This window comes from Agrobacterium rubi TR3 = NBRC 13261 (assembly GCF_000739935.1).
Classification (GTDB): domain Bacteria; phylum Pseudomonadota; class Alphaproteobacteria; order Rhizobiales; family Rhizobiaceae; genus Agrobacterium; species Agrobacterium rubi.
This window is the reverse complement of record NZ_BBJU01000003.1, coordinates 151,862-173,835: the sequence shown is the minus strand read 5'-3', so window position 1 is coordinate 173,835 and position 21,974 is coordinate 151,862. Positions and strand designations below refer to the sequence as shown.

Annotated in this window: 14 protein-coding genes; 6 read left to right on the top strand and 8 right to left on the bottom strand. The window is 56.9% G+C overall.

Going from position 1 to position 21,974, the window contains the following annotated elements; genetic code table 11:
• Window positions 1-75: 75 nt before the first annotated feature.
• A complete protein-coding gene (locus tag RRU01S_RS02170; RefSeq protein ID WP_045228592.1) occupies window positions 76-783 on the bottom strand; it encodes a DUF1045 domain-containing protein in 708 nt (235 codons plus the stop codon).
• Window positions 784-886: 103 nt separating this feature from the next.
• Entirely contained in the window at window positions 887-2,080 is a 1,194-nt protein-coding gene (locus RRU01S_RS02165) for an NAD(P)/FAD-dependent oxidoreductase (protein ID WP_045228591.1), read from the bottom strand.
• On the opposite strand from RRU01S_RS02165, the gene mnmC2 reads away from it, so the two are divergent.
• Window positions 2,079-2,807 (top strand): tRNA (5-methylaminomethyl-2-thiouridine)(34)-methyltransferase MnmC2, encoded by a 729-nt coding sequence (gene mnmC2 / locus RRU01S_RS02160; RefSeq protein ID WP_045228590.1) that lies wholly within the window; start codon window positions 2,079-2,081, stop codon window positions 2,805-2,807. The genes RRU01S_RS02165 and mnmC2 overlap by 2 nt on opposite strands.
• Before the next feature lie 60 nt (window positions 2,808-2,867).
• Here the strand turns inward: mnmC2 and RRU01S_RS02155 are convergent, their stop codons facing one another.
• Window positions 2,868-4,394: a DEAD/DEAH box helicase gene (locus RRU01S_RS02155; protein WP_045228589.1), complete on the bottom strand. Its 1,527-nt coding sequence runs from the start codon at window positions 4,392-4,394 to the stop codon at window positions 2,868-2,870.
• 476 nt (window positions 4,395-4,870) lie between these two features.
• Between RRU01S_RS02155 and RRU01S_RS02150 the strand changes: the two genes are divergently transcribed.
• The gene (locus RRU01S_RS02150; RefSeq protein ID WP_045228588.1) at window positions 4,871-8,524 is read left to right on the top strand and encodes a response regulator; all 3,654 of its coding nucleotides are present in this window, start codon (window positions 4,871-4,873) and stop codon (window positions 8,522-8,524) included.
• A 58-nt stretch (window positions 8,525-8,582) separates the two neighbouring features.
• Here RRU01S_RS02150 and RRU01S_RS02145 read toward each other — a convergent pair whose 3' ends face one another.
• From RRU01S_RS02145 to RRU01S_RS02130, 4 genes are all read right to left on the bottom strand, one after another.
• The gene (locus RRU01S_RS02145) at window positions 8,583-8,975 is read right to left on the bottom strand and encodes a DoxX family protein (protein ID WP_045228587.1); all 393 of its coding nucleotides are present in this window, start codon (window positions 8,973-8,975) and stop codon (window positions 8,583-8,585) included.
• Window positions 8,976-9,162: 187 nt separating this feature from the next.
• A complete protein-coding gene (locus RRU01S_RS02140) occupies window positions 9,163-10,365 on the bottom strand; it encodes an MFS transporter (protein WP_234936004.1) in 1,203 nt (400 codons plus the stop codon).
• Window positions 10,366-10,399: 34 nt separating this feature from the next.
• Window positions 10,400-11,197, bottom strand: coding sequence for a class II glutamine amidotransferase (locus RRU01S_RS02135; protein ID WP_045228586.1), 798 nt, complete (start codon window positions 11,195-11,197; stop codon window positions 10,400-10,402).
• 67 nt (window positions 11,198-11,264) lie between these two features.
• Window positions 11,265-11,885, bottom strand: a complete 621-nt coding sequence (locus RRU01S_RS02130; RefSeq protein ID WP_045228585.1) for a L,D-transpeptidase — start codon at window positions 11,883-11,885, stop codon at window positions 11,265-11,267.
• A gap of 370 nt (window positions 11,886-12,255) precedes the next feature.
• Between RRU01S_RS02130 and RRU01S_RS02125 the strand changes: the two genes are divergently transcribed.
• From RRU01S_RS02125 to RRU01S_RS26150, 4 genes are all read left to right on the top strand, one after another.
• A complete protein-coding gene (locus tag RRU01S_RS02125) occupies window positions 12,256-13,665 on the top strand; it encodes a circularly permuted type 2 ATP-grasp protein (RefSeq protein WP_045228758.1) in 1,410 nt (469 codons plus the stop codon).
• Between the two features lie 3 nt (window positions 13,666-13,668).
• Entirely contained in the window at window positions 13,669-14,610 is a 942-nt protein-coding gene (locus RRU01S_RS02120) for an alpha-E domain-containing protein (RefSeq protein WP_045228584.1), read from the top strand.
• 21 nt (window positions 14,611-14,631) lie between these two features.
• A complete protein-coding gene (locus RRU01S_RS02115) occupies window positions 14,632-15,453 on the top strand; it encodes a transglutaminase family protein (protein ID WP_045228583.1) in 822 nt (273 codons plus the stop codon).
• 851 nt (window positions 15,454-16,304) lie between these two features.
• Complete coding sequence (locus RRU01S_RS26150) at window positions 16,305-20,552, top strand: beta strand repeat-containing protein (protein ID WP_052815904.1); 4,248 nt, start codon at window positions 16,305-16,307, stop codon at window positions 20,550-20,552.
• A 341-nt stretch (window positions 20,553-20,893) separates the two neighbouring features.
• Here the strand turns inward: RRU01S_RS26150 and araD1 are convergent, their stop codons facing one another.
• Window positions 20,894-21,889, bottom strand: a complete 996-nt coding sequence (gene araD1 / locus RRU01S_RS02105; RefSeq protein ID WP_045228582.1) for an AraD1 family protein — start codon at window positions 21,887-21,889, stop codon at window positions 20,894-20,896.
• Window positions 21,890-21,974: the final 85 nt, after the last annotated feature.

The window sequence follows — 21,974 nt, the reverse complement described above, 5'->3', positions numbered from 1 at the left end:
CAAATCACCTTCACGCAAATTTCGTGAACGGTAGCATCGCAAACCGGAAAGTCGAGAGCAATGTCGTAAGTAAACTTACGCAATTTTGCGAGCAGATACCCGCCCCATGGGGTGCAAGGAATGCACACGGAACGGGGCACCCGGTTCATCTTCCACGAAAAGTGCAAGATTGGAAAACTCGACCTGCCGTTCCAGCACCGGCCCAAACACGCCGCGCACGGCCCGCTCCACGCGTACACAATCCCCCGGCACCACACCGCCTGTCAGCATCATCTGAAAACGAAACTCATCCATGACGTATGGATGGCCCCAGCGGTGCAGGTTTGTCAGTTGCGTGGCCGACAGACGATCCGGATCGGCGCGTTCGATCTCTGCGTCGGACAAAGGTGCGCGGTAATGATCGAATTCCTGCACAACGCTGGCCGCCAGGAAATTCAGCGTTTCCGATGGCCAGGAGGGCACGAGACCATAGATATTTCCGAGTTTCGCGATCTCGAGCGGGGGCAATGTAAAGGGTTGATGCGTGCCGGCAAAATGCATCAAACCGCGCAGCAGCGCAGCCTCGCTCACATCGGTCATCAAACGAAACGGTGCCTTGATCGTGCCGTGGAAACCATACCGACGCGGCAGGGCCGTGTGATAGGAAATTTCCTGCATTCCAAGGCTTGAAACGGCTGGTGGCTCCACGGACTGACCGGAGTAGACATCACGGCCCAACCACGCTGCTGCGACATGGGTGAGCGGATCATTCGGGGAAGGCGTAAAATGAATGGCGTACCGCATGCGTCGTCACCTCGCCGTCCGAAACGGTCCTCATCAGCTTATTGCATAAGCCAAGCTGTTAGGTGATTTGCGTGACAGATTAACGACTGGAAACGCAGCAGCGTCACATCTTTGCGTTGAAAACACGAATGTGATCTTCGAGTGTAAAACACGTGGGTACATCCATAGATTTTCCCAGCACAACATTCAGGGCAGCATCCGCCAGACGGTGCGCCACACCAAAACTTACCTTGAAACCGCCGGTCAGTGCGATGACGCGGGAATGGTCGGGATGACGCCCGACCATCGGGTCACGCCCGATCGCTTTGGGACGCAGTCCGGCCCAGCGTTCGATCACGGGCGCATCTGCAAGCGAGGGAACGATTTGACGCGCCTGCGCGATCAACACGTCCAGCTTCTCATCCGTCGCAAACGCATCCTCGAATTCCTCTTCGCTGGTGCTGCCGATGGCAACAGTTCCGTCCTCATGGGGCACGACGTAGAGGCCGTTGAGAAACACCACGGGCATCGACGGATCGACATTAGCTTGCAGCAGCGCCGCTTGACCCTTGACCGGCTGACCCAGTCTCGGCGCTGAAGGCAACCCCAAGGCCTGGGTCAAAAGCGGAAACGAGTGGTGCCCCGCCGAGACCACGGCGTGATCGAAGCGAACGGTCTCGCCGCTAGCCAATGTGGCCGTGCCGTTAAGGTCGAGCGCAGACACCCCGCATTGCTCCAACAGCCGCACATGCTTTGCCCGCCGCAGATACGCTTCCAGCGTGGCAACAAAAGCCCGAGGAGAGACTTTTGCAGCAAAGGTGTCGTGTACGAAACCTGCCTCACCCGCTGCAGCCTCCACCCAACCCTCGACCGGTGGTGCATCCAGCACATGCCAGTGAAAATGCCCTCCGTCCGTGCTCCAGTTGGTGAGCGCATCGCTTTGGTGACGTTCGGCAATGGGTCGTAGATGCGGTTTGGGCAGCGGAATGATGCGTCCGCATCGGCGATATCCAGCCGAAAGACCGGTCTCTGCCTCCACTGCCGCGATTTCCGCTTCCAGGCTCAACAGGGCATCGAACTGAAACTGCTTCTTATCCGACCAGCGATCCGGCATATGCGACATCAGCGCGCCCAGGAGACCACCACTGGCGCCGCTGCCGATCCTGCCCGCATCGACCAGAAGCGTGTCGATCCCCAGCCGCTCCGCCTTGACCGCCGCCCACAGCCCCATGATACCGCCGCCGATGATCAGCAACGAGACGCTGGCGGGCAAAGGTGATTGACCTGTTTGTCGCGGAAGACTATCGGCTTGAACCATGACACATCCCGACGAAAACATGCCGGCACGAGCCGGCTCAAACATGCTGGATTGGCGAGAGGGCGATATGCCCTATTCGCTGGCCTTTGGCGATCATTTTTATTGCCAGACCGATGGGCGGCAGGAATGCAGCCATGTCTCGCTGACGGGCAATGGCTTGCCTGAGCGCTGGGAAACGGCACAGGGAACATTCCGCATCGGCGAACTTGGTTTCGGCACCGCACTCAATCTATGTGAGACATGGCGACAGTGGAAACTCCATCGTCCGGCGAATGCGCAGCTGCATTTCGTGTCCTTCGAGCTCTACCCGATGACCGCAAGCGAGCTTGACCGTGCGCTATCCCACTGGCCGCAACTGGATGCAGAGCGCGAAGCCTTCGTCGCACAATGGCCTTCGGACCCCGAAGGTTGGATTGATATCACACTGGACGACCAGACACGTCTGACTGTCTTCTGCGGCGACGCCATGCAGGGCATCATTGAGAGCACGGATACATTCGATGCCTGGTATCTCGATGGCTTTGCACCAGCCAAAAACCCGGATATGTGGTCGCTGGAGATCATGTCGGCGCTGTTTGAGAAAACGGCTCCCGGGGGAACCTTCGCGACATTTGCAGCCGCCGGTTTCGTGCGCCGCAATCTGGGTGCGGCTGGCTTTACCGTCGAACGTCGGCCCGGCTTTGCGGGCAAACGGGAAATGCTGTGCGGTGTAAAGCCCGCACTATAAGCACAAACGAAAAACGCCCGGATTTTCATCCGGGCGCCTCTCAATTCAGATCAGACCTGATCAGCCGCGCTTGCGGCCACGACCGGCATTACCGGCAGGACGACCCTGACCAGCAGGCGCGAACGAACCAGCCTTGCGAGCCGGACGACCCTGGCCACCGCGATGATTGCGGTTGACGGCAGGCTTGCCAGCGGCGCCTTCGGCGTTCGAGCGCTTGAAATCCGATGTCGTTTCCAGATCGTTGTCACGTTCGACAGGCGCAAACTCACCAGCCCGCTGACCACGGAATTCACCGTTGCGGCGTCCGCCGTCACGCGAAGCACCGTCACGGGGACCGCGCTGTGGACGATCACCATGAGCACGTTCTCCAGCCTGACGGCGAGGACCGTTGGCATTGCCGCGATTGCCAGCGCCACGATTGTTGTTGTTGCCGCGCGATGGGCTGACCAGACCGGCCGGACGTTCGCCGGACAGAACGGGAATTTCGATCTTCATCAGCTTTTCGATGTCATGCAACAAACGTGTCTCGTCCGGTGCGCAGAACGCAATCGCAATGCCGTCGAGACCGGCACGCGCCGTACGACCGATGCGGTGAACGTAAGCGTCAGCCACTTCCGGCAGATCGTAGTTGAAGACGTGCGTCACGGCTGGAATGTCGATACCGCGAGCGGCAACGTCGGTCGCAACCAGAACCTTGAATTCGCCATCCTTGAAGCCCTTGAGCGCACGTTCGCGCTGACCCTGGCTTTTGTTGCCGTGGATCGAGGCAACCTTGAAGCCGATGTGCTCCAGATACTTGGACAGCTTTTCAGCGCCATGCTTGGTGCGCAGGAACACGATGGCACGGCCATCCGGGTTCTCGGTCAGAGACTTCTTGAGAAGCTCGGTCTTGTCGTTCTTGCCTGCAACGAAGTGAACATACTGTTCCACCTTGTCGGCAGCCTTGCCCGGAGGCGTAACCTGAACGGTGACCGGGTTGGTCAGGTAGCTGCTGGCCAGATCCGCAATTGAGTTCGGCATGGTGGCCGAAAACAGCAGTGTCTGACGGTTGGCGGGCACCATCTTGGAAATCTTGCGCAGGTCATGGATGAAGCCGAGGTCCAGCATCTGGTCGGCTTCGTCGAGCACAAGATAAGTCACCTTGGACAGCGAGATCGCGTTGCGCGAGATGAGGTCGAGCAGACGGCCAGGCGTGGCAACCAGAATGTCGGTGCCCTTTTCCAGCTGAAGCTGCTGCTTGTTGATGGACGCGCCACCAACGACCTGGTTGATCTTCAGATGCGTCTTGCGCACGAAACCACGAAGGCTCTCGCCGATCTGGTTCACCAACTCGCGGGTTGGCGCAAGAATAAGGGTGCGGGTGGTGCGGTTTGCCGGACGATCCGGCTGCTTCAGAAGCATTTCGATGATCGGCAGGCCGAAAGCGGCCGTTTTGCCGGTGCCGGTCTGTGCAAGACCGATCATGTCGCGACCTTCCAGAAGAAGCGGGATCGCTTTTGCCTGGATAGGAGTAGGTGTGGTGTAACCGAGCTGGGTGACGCCGGCCACGATTTTTTCGGAGAGGCCGAGTTCGCTAAAACTGGTCAATAGTCTACCTTTCGGGGCGCCAAAACGCTTGAACCCGGATCAGCCTTGCTGTCCGGTTGTCTTGGCGTCAAGAACCCCGCGTGAATTGGGAACTTGTGGGTTGGAATGACTTTCTGCGCTTCAGTGCGGCGATTTCGCCTGCTCCTGTATCAATGCGCTTTTTCCTTCATGCGTCGTATTGTTTTCGTTGACGCTGCAGCTCACGCGGCTGCCGAGGGTGAAAGCTTGACCCGGATTTGGTCTTTTTGGAGAGCAAAGTCAAGTGAATGTTTTGAAATGGGGTGCGCGCGCCCTGCGCCATCAATCTCTTTCAGGCAGAAAAACCGCCGAAACCAGTGGCCGATCATGGTTAAAAAACTGTTATAAGCTGGCCTGATGGATAGCCAATGTCGCCTGTCTACAATATCCTCTCTTCACAAGAATATTCTTAAGTAATTTGATTCTATTATGGGCGGCACAATACTACGGAGAATATCTTGAACACTGAAGGCGGTTTGCTTGAAAAAGCATGCGAAGGCGTCCTGACGCTGGAACTCCCCGCCTGCGTCAAAGACAGCCAGTTGCGCTACGTCTGCGTCAACGCCGCCTATGCGCGCTTTGCCGGGCGCGCTGTCGAAGATTTCAAACACAAAACCACCATCGAATTGTTTGGCACGCCAGAGGACATGGAGCGTGAAGACAAAGAAAAGCGCTGTCTTGTCTTTGCGACAGACGAGACGACGGTCTGGAAAAGCCCCGTTTCCGCACCTCACACCATCACATGCGAGCGGTTCGAGACAGAAGATGGCGGCATTTTTCTGTATGAAGTGTTTGACACGATGCCATCGCGCGCAGCGGATGCGCAACCGCCTTCAAACAAAGATAACATCCTGATCTCCACGGCCAATCTGGACCTCCTCGATGTTGCCATCGGCATTTACGGTCCTGATGATAAGCTTGTTTATGCGAATGCGAGGCTCGAGAGCCTGTGCGGTGACTTGTCCCTTGTCTGGAAACCAGGCCTTGAACTGACAGCCGTCATCGCCGCTTTCCACGACTACTGCTTTGCGTCGGACAATCACGGCACTGAAACCGTCCGGCCTGACAGGCAGGCATGGATCGACGGCATGTTTGCCGACGCGCAAAAGCCATTTGCCGAGTTCACCCAGAAAACCGGAGACGGTCACTGGATCCGTGGCATTACACGACGACTGGACAGCGGAGTGCTCGTCGCTCTCCTGCTTGATATTACCGATGCGCGAACACAGGAAATTTTGCTGGAAAAACACACACGGGAAAACTGGCTGTTTCGCGAAGCGTTGGAACAATTGCCCGTCGCCGTGTTCATGCTCGATGGCCAGCGCCGCCTCACCTATGCCAACGCCTCTTACGAGACATTGTGGGGAGAACCCCGCGAGAAGAATTATGGCCGGACCGAGGAAGAAATCTTCGTCCATGAGGGTGAAGTTTTCCGGCAGGAGAACACGCACGTTCTGGAGACCGGTGAAGAGCTGCTCAAAACCGAACAGATCATTCTCAACAACGGCACCGTCATTCCAACGATCATACGGGTGGGCCGTATCGTCACACCGGCGCAGGAACCATATCTCGTCGGCTCTGTCACCGATACGACACCGCTGATGAAGCGTAAGGAAGAACTGATGGCCGCCCGCAACGAGGCGGAACGGCTTCATGCCGAGGTACAATCGATCCTCCAGTCGCTGCCGGTGGGCGTCATGCTGCTGGGATCGGACTATACGATAGAATACGCCAACAGTTATTTTTACGAACTGTGGGAGGTCACAGAGCAGGTCGATCTCGTTGGGCTGTCCTATCGTCGTTATCTGGAACTGGGATACAAAAGCGGCAAATATCATCTTGGCGAGATGGACATCGAAAGCGCCATCCGGGCCCGCGAAGCGCATCTGAGCCAGATCGACGGCTACTCATCGCGCGAGATAGAAAGCAAGGCAGGCAGGTTCACCATCATCTCGGAGTGCCGCATTGCCGGTAACAAGATCCTGCTGACCTTTTCCGACAGCACCGATGTCCGCTCCCGCGACAGGGAAATCAGCGATGCGCGGCAGGAATTGCAGCGCGTCGGTGAGCATATGCGCGATGCGACGCGTGTTATGGCACAAGGCCTTGCACTGGTGGAAAAGGGCCGCATCATCATGTCCAACGACGCGATGGCGCGCCTGTTCGACGTGCCCGAGACGTTGCTGGCCGCAGGCGAAAGCTGGATTCCGTTTTTCTCCCACTGCGCCGCGCGCGGAGATTTCGGGAGCGAGGAGCAGATTGAAAAGACCAAACAGCTCTGGACCGAAAACGTCGCGGCCATCAAACCCTTCTCGTGGCTCATACACCTCGCCAATAAACGATGGCTCAATCTGGAAGCGACTATCGGCGCAGGCGACTATTGGCTTGTTATCGTCACCGACGTAACCGACATGAAACAACGCGAGGCCGAGCTTGAAGGCTTGTTGGCGCGTGCCAAGGCCGCCGACCGGGCAAAGTCGGAATTCCTCGCCAATATGAGCCACGAAATCCGCACTCCCATGAACGGCGTTCTCGGCATGGCGGAACTGCTGGCCAAGTCCAATCTGGATACGCGGCAGAGAACCTTCACCGACGTTATCGTCAAATCGGGCAATGCCCTTTTGACGATCATCAATGATATCCTCGACTTTTCAAAAATCGATGCGGGCCAGATGACGCTTCGCTCCGCGCCCTTCGACGCCATCGAAGCCGTTGAAGACGTCGCCTCGCTTTTATCCTCGCAGGCGCAGAACAAGAACATCGAGCTCATCGTGCGCGTCGATCCGTCGTTCAAGACACGGGTCAGCGGTGATGCGGGTCGCTTCCGCCAGATCGTCACGAACCTTGTCGGCAATGCCATCAAGTTCACGGAAAAGGGCCATGTGCTGATCGAGCTATCGGCTGAACCCGTCGATGACAGCGAAGTCATTTTGCTGTTGCGCGTGAAAGACACCGGCATCGGCATCGCGCCTCATCAACTCGACCACATCTTCGAAAAGTTCAATCAGGCGGATTCCTCCTCCACACGCCGCCATGAGGGCACGGGCCTCGGTCTTGCCATCACCGTCGGGCTAGTCGGTATCTTCGGTGGCAAGGTCGATGTGGAGAGCGCGATTGGCGAAGGCTCGACCTTTACCGTCACCCTGCCGCTGCGGGTGGTGGCCAGAACCGACGAACACATGACGGGCGCCATCGACCGCCAAAAAGTCAGCGTCCTCATCATCGACGACAACAGCGCAAACAGGCAAATCCTCACCGAACAGCTGTCCAGCTGGGATATCGACGCCTATGCTGCCGAAAGCGGCCCCGCGGGCCTTGCCATTCTCGAAGAAGCGGCTCTGATCGGCTTTGATATCGACGCAGTCATTCTCGATGACGATATGCCTGATATGAATGGTTTGGAGGTTGCGCGTCTCTTGAGGCAAAACCCGGCCCTCAACGAAACGGCGATGATTTTTCTGACTTCGATGGACGCCATCCATCAGGATAACCAGCCATCCGACATCAGCTTTGACGCGCATTTGATGAAGCCGGTCCGAGCGCGACTTCTGCGCAAGACGCTGACCGATGTCGTGCGGACGTCACGCTCCAAACGCGCTTTGCGCAAGACGCCCTCCACGCCAGACACCGAAGCATATAAGACGAAAAGTGCCAAGCCAGCGCCCCGGAACGAACCCTCAGTCGTCAGTCAGGACCGCGTGTCCAGACCGTCGCTTCTGGATGTTCTGATTGCGGAAGACAACGACGTCAACCAGATCGTCTTTACCCAGATCCTTCAGGAAACCGGGCTTCGGTTCCGTATCGTCAACAACGGCAAAAAAGCGGTTGAGGCCTGGAGAGACTATAATCCATCCATCATTCTGATGGATGTTTCCATGCCTGTCATGAACGGGCACCAGGCGACACAGGCAATCCGCGCCGAGGAAAAGGGCGCCCATCGCATTCCCATCATTGGCGTCACCGCCCATGCGCAGGACAGCGACCGCGATCTGTGTCTCACCTCTGGCATGGATGACTATCTGTCGAAGCCGATCAGTCCCGAGTTGCTTCAGGCAAAAATCGACAAGTGGCTGCGATGCAAGACCGAGACGACGCAAGCGAAGTCGCATTGAAAACGCCGCGTGGACAATATCACACGCGGCGTTTGTAACCGGTCGAAACCGCCGGGAATTACCGGCGACGGGACGCGTCTACGGAAAAGGCACCAGGGCCTGCTGTCACGAGATAAAGGAAGACAAAGCAGAACAGAATGGCTGCATCACCGCCGTTAAGGACAGGGAAGAAGCTCTTTGGTGCATGTGCCATGAAATAGGCGAATGCCATCAGGCCAGAAAGAACGAATGCGACCGGGCGCGTGAACAGACCGATCAGAATGAGAATGCCGCCGATCATCTCAAGAAGTGCTGCGACCATCAGCATCGGTGGAAGCGAACCTTCCATGGTCGATGCAGGAAAGCCGAACAGCTTCTGTGTGCCGTGTTCGATGAACAAAAGTGCCGCAATGATGCGCAACGCTGCCAGAGCGTAAGGCTGATATCGCGACAGATTGTCAAAAAATGCCATATGTTTTAGTCCCCTTAAAATAGGCTCGGCTCGAATGGCCGAAAACCTGACTGAAAAACCCTTATATTTTTAGTGAAAACCATATTTTCACAGCGAAAACAATATCCAGAATTTGAGATCACCGATCTGTGTGTGAACTCGAAAATGCTTATATTCAGACGCATCGCGCCTATTGGCAGATGAAAGGTCAACGTCTTGCTACGAGATGACGGGAAACGGGTAGCAGCACCATGACAATCAGGATGCAATAGGCGCCCATGGCAAAAATCTGGGAAGTGAAAGCCACGCCGTGGTCAATCAGCAAACCACTAAGCCCCGGCCCAAGCGCAGAGGCGAACACCATGATGGCGACGATGACGGCTCTGATTGCGCCTAGAAATTTCACACCGTAAACTTCAGGCCAGAGACTTCCGAAAAGCGTCAGCGAAAATCCGTCTGAAATGCCGTAGAGGACCATGAAGGCGAACACAGCCCAAGGCGCGTCGACCATAGCCAGCACGACGCACCCGACCCCAAATGGAATGAGATAGAACGGCAATAGTCTCAGCGCGGAATATCGGTCGACCAGATATCCTGACAGCAAGGAATTGGCGACCGCGACGCCAGCATAGAGAAAAAAGGCAGACGCCATCAGCTCCACCGGCCAGCCCTTTGATTGCGCCAGATGCACCTGATGGAAGAAAATCGTGTTGCTGATAAAGGCGGGTGGCAGCATGCCCAGCATCAACAAATAGAAACACGGATCGCAAACGACGTCCGACCGCGTCCAGCTGCGAGCATCCGTGGAAACCGATATTGCGGACATACGCGTCGGCACACGTTCGGTCTTGACCAGCATAAGAACTGCGGGAAGAACGATTGCGACAAGGAAGATGGCTGCAATCATCCAAATGCTGCGCCAACCGAATGCTGCGATGCCCGCCACGGCCAGCAGAGGCAGCACCGCCTGCCCGGCATTCAACCCCAAGGCAGACAGCGACACCGCGCGCCCACGTTCCGCCGCAAACCAGCGGCCGAGGCTGGTATAGCCGATATGCACCATCATGCCCTGGCCAAACAGCCGCAGAAGATAAAGGCTGGCGATCAGCACCGCAGTGGAGAAAGCGTACGCCATACCCAGCGCACCCAGCGCCAGCGCAGGCACCGCCAAACTGACGATCTGTCGAAAAGACCAACGATCCGCCAGTTTACCGAGCCAGACCAGACTGATGGCGGAAGCGAGTGTGACGCCCATGTAGATCAGGCCGAAATCGCCATCGCTCAGCCCGAACGCGCGGCGTATTTCACCGCCCGACAGCGAAATGAAGAACGTTTGGCCGAAAGATGATGCAAACAGCACCATAAAGCCGGCACCAAGCCAGCGACTGTTTCCGCGCAAAAATGAAAGCAAATGCCTGTCCCGAATTGATGATGTGCCCGAAATATCAGGCCGACATGCGCACCGTCGAGTGCACAACCGGGTTGAACGGCTGGAAGGTGATATCGGTCCCCACCACGGTCGCAACCGTATTGGCCGGTATTATCTCCCATTTCTCAGCACCGGTGCCGAAGGGTTCAGACGCCACCGCGATGCCAAGACCCACATTGCGCCAATAGAGCGTCGGTGGACGCTCGTCGCTGGACCAACGGAAAGCATGCAGCTTTTCACCGTCGGAATGAATGGCGCTGAAGCGGATTGGCTGGTTTAGGCCCGACCGCTCGACCACATCGAGGCACGTCTGCAAGGTCTTCTTCAAGGCAGCGATGGGATCGCGATCCAGCCCGAAACCTGCGGCGATCAGAAAGATGGCCTCGCTGTCGCCATTGCCTGCACGCGAACAATAGACCTCATCGGGAATATGCGTCTCGATTGCGCGCTTGACCTTCTCGTAGCCGCCAATCTGGCCGTTATGCATGAACAGGTGACGTCCAAAGCCGAACGGGTGGCAATTGGCCATGGAAACGCCGCCCGTCGTTGCTGAACGAACATGCGCCAGAAACATGCCTGAGCGCAATTGATGACAAAGAGACGTGAGGTTTCGATCCGACCATGCGGGCAAGATACCGCGATAGATGCCCGGTTCACCTCTCTCCCCGTACCAGCCGATGCCACACCCGTCTCCATTCACCACCGTCTTTGCCTCCCGCGCCGCCATCGATTGGGTGATGAGCGAACTTTCCGGCTCGATCAGAAGCGAATCGAGCCAGACGGGAGCACCGGAATAGGCGAGAAAACGACACATGCGGACACCGTTGGAAGCGGGTTGTGATCCGGCACGAAAGCCCCGGATCGAGGCATTTCTAAGATCGTCAGGCCTGCAAAACCACCACACGAGACCCAACCGGCACACGCTGGTAAAGGTCGATGATGTCGTGGTTGAGCATGCGAATGCAGCCGCTGGACATGGCATGACCGATAGACTGCGGCTGGTTGGTACCATGCAGACGGAACATCGTGTCATTGCCTTCGCGGTAGAGATAAAGTGCGCGCGCGCCGAGCGGATTGTTCGGACCACCCGGCATGCCACCGGCATATTTCAGGTTTTTATGGGGTTCGCGACGGATCATGTTCGGTGTCGGTGTCCAGCTGGGCCATTCGGCTTTGCGACCGATATAGGCATTGCCCCGCAATGCCAGTCCCTGGCGCCCAACACCCACGCCGTAGCGCATCGCCCGACCGTTGCCCATCACGTAATAAAGACGGCGCGCAGGCGTATCCACGACCACAGTTCCGGCGGGATAGGTGGTTTCATACGCCACTTCCTGACGGCGAAGCTCCGGATTGATCTTGTCGAGCTCCATGGCTCTGAGCGGAAACTTCTCGTCCGGTATGGCTGCGTAATTCTGTTTTTGCTGAACGAAGTTTGTGCTGGCACAGCCTGCGAGGAGAAGCGGCAATCCGAAAAGGACACCACGGCGCGAAATAGACATATGACCCCCGGTCGAAAATCTTTAGATTAACAACGGGTATAATTTTATGGTTAATAAACCCTAAATCACCGATGGCAAATATTAACGCAAGTTCAGTCCCGTCGAAGAAATCGACACATCTTGGCTGCCTGAAAAATCATCGTATTTTTCCAGGAAATGAATTTGAACGGAAGAAAAACCGACTTTCAAAACACGCCAGTCATGAAACCATTCCGCCTCTGACGCATTTTTACGCAAGAGAACAGAAAACTGCTTATTTTATTGATATTTAGCATAATCAGACGTTCAAAAAATGTGACTACGCGCGGCGCATGGTTCTTGCATTGCCATCGCCATTGTATTCAAATGGACAAAAATGGGGAACCTGAAGTTGGCATTTGATGAAATGATAGATGCGGACTCAACGCCGCGAAGCCCATATGAGAAATACAACGACTGGTATAGCCGCCAGGACAGAGCGCACCTGATCCAGAAATCCAGGGATGCCGAGAATATATTTCGAAAAACCGGCATTACCTTTGCCGTTTACGGCCATGCAGACAGCGCCGAAAAGCTCATCCCCTTCGATATCATCCCGCGAATCATTTCCGGTCGCGAATGGCGCAAGCTGGCGCAAGGCATCGAGCAGCGGGTGCTGGCACTCAACGCCTTTCTCGACGACATCTATCACAAGCAGGAAATCATCCGCGCCGGTCGCATTCCCCGCGAACTCATCGAGCGCAACGAGGCCTTCCTGCCCGAGATGATCGGCTTCAAACCGCCGGGCGGCGTTTACACCCACATCGTCGGCACCGATATCGTGCGCACCGGCGAAGACCAGTTCTACGTTCTGGAAGACAATGCCCGCACCCCTTCCGGTGTCAGCTACATGCTGGAAAACCGCGAAACGATGATGCAGATGTTCCCGGAACTGTTCCACGAAAACAAGGTCCAGCGCGTCGAGGACTATCCTTATCAACTGCGCCAATCCTTGGCATCGCTAGCCCCTCCGGGCTGCAAAGGCAAGCCGCGCGTCGCGGTCCTGACGCCGGGAATTCACAACTCCGCCTATTACGAGCATTCGTTTCTTGCCGATATGATGGGCGTCGAGTTGGTGGAAGGATCTGACCTGCGCGTCATGGACGGCAAGGTCAAGATGCGCACGACGCGTGGTTATGAGGCCATCGACGTGCTGTATCGCCGGGTGGACGACGATTTCCTCGACCCCCTCACCTTCCGCCCCGATTCGGCGCTTGGCATTCCCGGCATCATGGATGTGTATCGTGCCGGAAACATCACCATCGCCAACGCGCCGGGTACGGGAATATCGGACGACAAGGCGATCTATTCCTACATGCCGGAGATCGTCGAGTTTTACACGGGCCGCAAACCCCTGCTGGAAAACGTGCCGACATGGCGCTGCTCCGAGCCCGACAGCCTGAAATACGTTCTCGACAATCTGGCCGATCTGGTGGTGAAGGAGGTTCACGGCTCAGGTGGCTACGGCATGCTGGTTGGCCCGACGGCCTCTAAGAAGGAACGCGCTTTGTTTGCAGACAAGCTGCGCGCCCGTCCCTCGAATTACATCGCACAGCCCACGCTTTCCCTGTCCACAGTGCCGATCATGGTGAAAAACGGAATTGCCCCACGCCACGTCGATCTTCGCCCTTACGTTCTGGTGTCAGACAAGGTGAAGATCATCCCCGGCGGGCTGACACGCGTTGCCCTCAAGCAGGGATCGCTCGTGGTGAATTCCAGCCAGGGTGGCGGCACCAAGGATACGTGGGTACTGGAGGACTAAGCCATGCTGGGAAGAACGGCGAACGGACTCTACTGGATGTTCCGCTATATCGAACGTGCGGAAAACATTGCCCGACTGGTGGACGCAGGCATGCGTGTCTCGCTGACACGCAGCGGCAGCGGTGACGAGGATTGGGATGGCGTGCTGCAAAGCGCAGGCGCGCACGAAGAATTTCTCCAAAAGCATGAGAAGGTCACGACAGCTGACGCCATCGACTACATGCTGCGCGACAAGGCCAATCCATCGAGCGTCATGTCCTGCATCGAATTCGGCAGGAACAACGCCCGCATGGTGCGCACGGCCCTGACACGTGAGACATGGGAAGCAACCAACGAGTTCTGGATGGAACTCAAGACCATCTTCAGCCGAAAACAGAAGGCGGCGGAACTGCCGCAGGTCATCGATGCCATCAAGCACAGGGCCGGACTGGTACGCGGTGCGTTCCACGGCTCGATGCTGCGCAACGATCTCTACAATTTCTCGCGCATCGGCACCTTCATCGAACGCGCCGACAACACCGCCCGCATTCTGGACGTGAAATATTACGTGCTTTTGCCAGCGGCGGTGCAAGTAGGGTCGTCGCTCGACAATGCCCAATGGGAATCGATCCTGCGCTCGGTATCGGCCCACAGATCCTATGGCTGGGTCTATGACGCCGAGTACAAACCATCCAACATCGCGGACTTCCTCATCCTCAATGGTCGCATGCCGCGCTCGCTTGCCTATTGCTACGACAAGATCGTCAGCAATCTGGGCTATCTGGCGCATGAATATGAAGACCGCCACAAGGCACATGAAACCGCTGAAGCCATCCGGGCGACGCTTCAGAAGACGACCATCAACCGCGTCATGGATCAGGGTCTGCACGAGTTCCTGGAACTGTTCATTCACAAGAACGGACAGCTGGGGCAGGAAATCACGGAAGGCTACCGCTTCTACCAGTAAGCGGTGAGACGAGGATACGGTATGCGTCTGAACATCAACCACACGACCGAGTATCTCTACGACGAGCCGGTGCCCTACTCCCTGCAACGGTTGCGGCTGACGCCTGCCGACGGGCCTACGCAAACGGTGATCGACTGGGACGTGACCGTCGATGGCGCAAAGCTGGAAGTGCGCTATGACGACCACTTCGGCAACCGTGTCGAACTGGTGGAAACCGAGGGCCCGCGCAGTGCGGTAAAGGTCGTGGCGCGCGGCGAAGTCGAAACGATCGACAAGGCTGGCGTTTTCGGCGCTCACACCGGCAATGCCCCACTTTGGCTCTTCATGCGCGAGACGCCGCTGACAAAACCCGGCAAGCTCATTCGCGACCTTGCACGACAGGCGACAGGCGATACGCCGCTCGAACGTCTGCACGAGTTGATGGCGCTCGTTCACCTCGAAGTCGAGTATGTCACGGGATCGACAGGCACCGCGACGACGGCCGAGCAAGCGCTTGAAGCCGGCAAGGGTGTCTGCCAGGACCACAGCCATATCCTGATTTCGGCAGCACGCCAGATGGGCATGCCCGCTCGTTACATTTCGGGCTACCTGATGATGGAAGATGTCGCTGAACAGGTCGCCACCCATGCATGGGCGGAAGTCCATGTTCCCGTGCTCGGCTGGGTGGGTTTTGATGCGGCGAACAAAGTTTGCCCGGACGAACGCTATGTCCGCATCGCAAGCGGTCTTTGCTACCGCGATTGCGCGCCCGTTTCAGGTATGCGCGTCGGCCTTTCCGGCGAAAGCCTCACCGTATCGGTGACGGTTCAAGAAGCGCAAAGCCAATCCCAGTCGCAAAGCTGACTGCGGCACAAGTATAGACCAGACGAATCAAAAACAACACATTCGCACGCCGCTTCACCGCGGCGGGCATACGTGCGTTCGTAGAAGATTTTGACCTTCTCGTTCAGCATTACCGGACAATGAGCAGAACAACTTGCGATACAGAGTCTAGATCGTCCGATGACGTGTTTTATATAACCAGAAACGTAAAAATGCACCCCCGTTATTGATGATACTTGCAACCGTGAATATTCATTATCGCGTTATGCGTTGAAAACCGCTGTAAGGCCAAAAAAAGTCACCCTTGATGGGGCCGTGCCATTTCTCTTCTTTGTAAGCAAATAAAAATCTCATATCGGGTCGATATAGTAAGAAAAATATCCCGGACGACCCGGTATGGATGCCTGTTCTTTTTGATATTAAGAATATGTGACAGTGTTAGACTCCATGGTAACTTCAACAAGACATAAGCGAATAACCATCGTTAACCAAAATTTCACACTTATCAGACGATAGTGATAACGGTCATGTGAGGTGTTCGTGATGCGCCTGTTCAGGTGCGTCACTTTTACCAAAAGTCTCGTGCTAAAAACGAAGCTCTAATGTCCGATGGCGTGGGGATCAGAACTGTCCAAAGTTCTGTACGCATGATGCCCTTCCGTTGCGCCGGCTCTCTCGAGCCATGTCCTGCTTAAATATTGCTATTGTCCAGAACGGACGCTCAACCGGTCGATGCACGCATCGGGCGACTGGGGCACTGTGTCAATTCGCGCATGAGCGTATCCGGGGGATCGGATGCGGCCTTAGGGTTGCGCTGCGCAATTGAAACGGTGAATGGCACTTTGGCCAGTTATCAACGGGGGCACGTGTCCATGACTTCTATTATCTCTTCGCTTTCCATCAAGCAGATTTCTTCGCTTTCAACCACATCGATCGCCAGCCTTAAGACCGACGACGTCGCGGCTTTGAGCAGCAGTCAGGTTGCGGCCCTGTCGTCTGCGCAGATCCGCGCATTCAGCACCGATGCCATTTCCTCTTTCAGCAGCGCGTCAGTTTCGGCCATCTCCGCGAAGGCGATCGTTGGATTGAGCGCAACCCAGATCGCCGCCATCGGAACAGAACAGGTCGCCGGTCTTTCCACAAGCCAGATCGTGTCGATGTATTCGAGCCAGCTTGAAAGCTTCTCGTCCGACAACATCGAAGCACTGACAAGCGCGCAGATTGGCGCCCTGAGTGCAGCACAGGTTGCCACTCTCTCGTCTGCCGAGCTCAACAGCTTCTCCACCGATGAGATTGCATCCCTCAGCGTAAAAGCCCTGTCTGGTCTGACGACAACGGCACTTGCCGGTCTGTCGACCGGCAACCTCGTCGCTCTTTCCACAACCCAGGTTTCCAAGCTCGCTGCAAACCAGGTTGCGTCCCTGACATCGGACCAGGCTGGCGCCCTCACCACTGCACAACTCGGTGGAATGAGCGCTCTTCAGGTCAAGTCGCTTTCGACAGCTGCTATTGCGGGCTTGCAGTCCACGCAGGTTGCCACGCTCAGCTCGACCCAAATCGCTGCACTGACCACGAACCAGCTCGAGGCCTTCTCCTCCGACAGCATTGAAGCACTGACCAGCACACAGATCAGCGTTTTGAGCGCCGCTCAGGTCGCAACCCTCAACGCCGCCGAACTCGACAGCTTCTCCACAGACGAGATGGCTGCTCTCAGCATTAAGTCCCTCTCGGGACTGACGACAGGCGCACTCGCCACACTCGGCACAGCTAACCTTTCGGCACTGACAACCACACAGGTTGCGTCGCTCAGCACAGCACAGATCAAGTCGATCACCTCTGCCCAGCTCGGCTCTTTGACCACCGACCAGATTTCGGCACTGTCCGCAAAGCAGATCGCCGCTCTCACAACCGATATGTTGTCGGGTCTTCAGAGCACACAGGTTGTCGCTCTGAAAAACAGCCAGCTCGCAGCACTGTCCACCAGCCAGCTACAAGCTTTCTCCTCTGACAACATCGAAGCTCTGACCAGCAGCCAGATCGGTGCACTCAGCGCCAACCAGGTTGCCACCCTGTCGTCTGACGAACTCAACAGCTTCTCGACCGACGAGATCGCGTCTCTGAGCGCCGCATCGCTCTCCGGCCTGACAACGACGGCACTTGCTGGTCTGAAGACCGACAATCTCGTTGCTCTCTCCACCACACAGGTTGCCAAGTTGGCCGCAAGCCAGGTCGCATCCCTGACATCCGACCAGGCTGGTGCTCTCACCACCGCACAGATTGGCGGATTGAGCGCTCTTCAGGTCAAGTCACTCACCACAGCTGCCATCTCGGGTCTGCAATCGACTCAGGTCGTCGCGCTCAGCTCGACCCAGGTCGCTGCGCTGACCACAAACCAGCTTGGTGCCTTCTCTTCCGACAACATCGAAGCACTGACCAGCACGCAGATCAGCGTTTTGAGCGCAGCCCAGGTCGCTACCCTCAGCGGTGCCGAACTCGACAGCTTCTCCACCGACGAAATGGCTGCTCTCAGCGTCAAGTCCCTGTCGGGACTGACAACGGGCGCACTCGCCGCATTGGGCACTGCCAATCTCTCGGTCCTCACAACCACACAGGTTGCCTCGCTGAGCACCGCTCAGATCAAGTCCATCACATCGACCCAGCTGGGTTCTTTGACGACAGACCAGATCGCAGCACTGTCCGCAAAGCAGATCGCCGCCCTCACGACAGATATGTTGACAGGTCTTCAGAGCACACAGGTCATCGCTCTGAAAAACAGCCAGCTGACGGCACTTTCCACCAGCCAGCTACAGGCTTTCTCCTCTGACAACATCGAAGCGTTGACCAGCGGCCAGGTCGGCGCCCTCAGCGCGGCCCAAGTTGCGACCCTGTCGTCCGATGAGCTGAACAGCTTCTCGACCGACGAAATCGCATCTCTCAGCGCAGCATCGCTCTCCGGCCTGACAACGACGGCACTTGCTGGTCTGAAGACAGACAACCTCGTCGCACTGTCCACCACACAGGTTGCCAAGCTCGGCGCAAGCCAGATCGCATCCCTGACGTCCGACCAGGCCGGTGCTCTCACCACCGCACAGATTGGTGGATTGAGCGCTCTGCAAGTGAAGGCCCTCTCGACAGCTGCCATCACAGGCTTGCAGTCCACGCAGGTTGTAGCACTCAGCTCGACACAGGTTGCTGCGCTGAACACCAACCAGCTCGACGCCTTCTCTTCCGACAACATCGAAGCACTGACCAGCACGCAGATTGGTGTCTTGAGCGCAGCTCAGGTCGCAACATTGAGCGGTGCCGAACTCGACAGCTTCTCCACAGACGAAATGGCTGCTCTCAACGTCAAATCTCTGTCAGGACTGACGACGGGCGCACTCGCCGCATTGGGCACAGCCAATCTCTCGGCGCTGACAACCACACAGGTTGCGTCGTTGAGCGCCAACCAGATCAAGTCGATCACATCGACCCAGCTCGGTTCTCTGACGACAGACCAGATCGCAGCACTCTCTGCAACGCAGATTGCCGCGCTCACCACCCAGATGTTGGCAGGCCTTCAGAGCACACAGGTTGTCGCTCTTAAGAACAGCCAGCTGACGGCACTCTCCACAAGCCAGTTGAGCGCATTCTCTTCTGACAACATCGAAGCTCTGACAAGCAGCCAGGTCGGCGCGCTCAGTGCGGCACAGGTTGCCACTCTGTCGTCTGACGAGCTGAACAGCTTCTCCACGGACGAAATCGCATCCCTCAGTGCAGCATCTCTGTCTGGCCTGACAACGACGGCACTTGCCGGTCTCAAAACCGACAATCTCGTCGCATTGTCCACGACACAGGTTGCCAAGCTGGCCGCAAACCAGATCGCATCGCTGACATCCGACCAGGCTGGTGCCCTCACCACCGCACAGATTGGCGGATTGAGCGCTCTGCAAGTGAAGGCCCTGTCGACAGGAGCCATCACAGGCTTGCAGTCCACTCAGGTTGTGGCCCTCAGCTCTACACAGATTGCAGCGCTGAACACCAACCAGCTCGATGCCTTCTCTTCTGACAACATCGAAGCACTGACCAGCGCCCAGGTAAGCGTTTTGAGTGCGGCCCAGGTCGCAACTCTCAACTCGGCTGAACTCGACAGCTTCTCTACCGACGAGATTGCATCGCTCAGCGCTGCATCTCTGGCCGGTCTGTCCACGACGGCCTTGGCCGGTCTGAAGACGGAAAATGTCGCCGCACTGAGCAGCGGACAGGTTGCCAAGCTGGGCACAGCTCAGATCGGCTCCCTGACATCGGATCAGGTTGGTGCTCTGACATCGGGTCAGATCGCCGCCCTGAGCCTCGCACAGGTCAAGGCCCTGACAACCGCTGCACTTCTCGGATTGCAGAGCACGCAGGTTCAGACACTGAGCTCCGCGCAGGTCGCAGCGATGACGACCAGCCAGTTCGATGTTCTCTCTTCTGACAACATCGAAGCACTCACAAGCGCACAGGTCGGTGCCTTGAGTGCAGCGCAGGTTGCTACTCTCTCCTCCACTGAGCTGAACAGCTTCTCGACAGACGAGATTGCATCTCTGAGCGCCGCCTCTCTGTCCGGCTTGACGACAACTGCCCTCACAGGCCTGACAACCGACAAGGTCGCTGCCCTCAGCAGCGGACAGGTCACCAAGCTGAGCACCGCACAGATTGGCTCCCTGACGTCAGACCAGGCAGGTGCCCTCACCACCGCACAACTTGGTGGATTGAGCGCTCTGCAGGTGAAGGCTCTCTCGACAGCCGCCATCACAGGCTTGCAGTCTACTCAGGTGGCGACACTCAGCTCCACTCAGATTGCTGCTCTCAACACCAACCAGCTCGATGCCTTCACTTCCGATAGCATCGCAGCACTGACCAGCGCCCAGATTAGCGTTCTCAGTGCCGCACAGGTCGCGACACTCTCATCCGACGAGCTCAACAGCTTTACCACGGATGAAATCGCTGCCCTCGGCACCCAGGCTCTTGCTGGCCTGACGACAACGTCAATCGAAGGCCTGTCGGATACCGCAATCGAAAGCTTCACATCGACACAGATGCAGTCGCTGAATAATGCTCAGGTCGCCGCCATCATCCACGCCTATCAGACAACCTGATAGAAGCCTGGACGACCCGACTATCTGAAATGGAAACGGCGCGGCTTTTGTCGCGCCGTTTCATTTTGTGTGACGACAAGGTGGACGCGCTGCCGGATTTGCCAAGATAAATTCGCGGCACATTGTGAACGATCGGCACACCGCAATTCTCTATGCGCCAGTACAGCATAGGCTTAAAGGCTTCACCCATGGTGTCTGATATCACGGCTGTCGAAGACGGAGCCTTCCTGCCCCACCCTATCGTCGGCAATTCTTAGCATCTCTTATCTTGATTGACGCCTCAATCAAAAAAGCCCCGAACCGTGAGGTTCAGGGCTTTTTGATTTGAATGCTTGATCAGTTTAAAGCTGGCGGACCGAAATCGTCTCTTCCATCTCAACCTTGAGCGTGTTGCGCAGGGGCAGACCGAAACCCTCGGCTTCGATCTCGAATACGTCGCCCGCTTCCGGCTTGACGCCATCGGCAAAGGACAGCGTGGCCGTGCCGAACATATGCACATGCACTTCGCCAGGCGCACGGAACAGACCATATTTGAAGTGGTGATATTCCAGATTGGCAAAGGTGTGAGACATGTTGTCTTCACCCGACAGGAACGGCTTTTCGAAAATGACCTTGCCATCGCGCAGAATACGGGACGTGCCGCGAATGTCGGATGGCGGTGCGCCGACGCGAATTTCGGGGCCGAAGCTGGCTGGACGCAGCTTGGAATGGGCGAGATAGAGATAGTTCACCCGCTCCGTCACGTGATCGGAAAACTCGTTGGAAACGGCAAAACCGACACGCACAGCTTCGCCCTTATCCGAGATCACGTAGATACCGGCCATTTCAGGCTCTTCGCCGCCATCCAGCGCGAAAGACGGAGACAGCAGCGCAGCCCCAGGTGCGGCGGCAACATTGCCGTTGCCCTTATAGAACCATTCGGGCTGAACGCCGGTCTGGCCAGGCTTTGGCTTGCCGTTTTCGAGACCCATCTTGAACATCTTCATCGAGTCCGTCAGGCTCTCTTCGGATGTTTCACTGGTCTTCTTGTGCATGCTGTCGCGAGTGGCGGCCGAACCGAGATGGGTCAGGCCGGTGCCCGTCAGATGCAGATGGGCTGGATCCGGATGCGTGATCGGCGGCAGGAAGCGGCCTTCGGCATAGGCTTCCTTGAGATCGACGGCATCGCCGTAACCCTTGGCGGCGATCACATCCGCCAGCGACTTATCGCTGTTGGCGGCTTCCATCGCGAGCGCGTAAACCGACCCGGCATTGTTGACGGAGCGCGCCTGGCCACCCTCTTCACGAACGGCGACGACGATGTTTCCGCTCGAATCCTTGATTTGAGAAATCAGCACGGTAGTTCCTTTCAAAGACGATTCGACGCCTGCATCTCATGAAAGTGGCCGGAAACCGGCCACTTGTTCTGTGTAAAATCTGGCA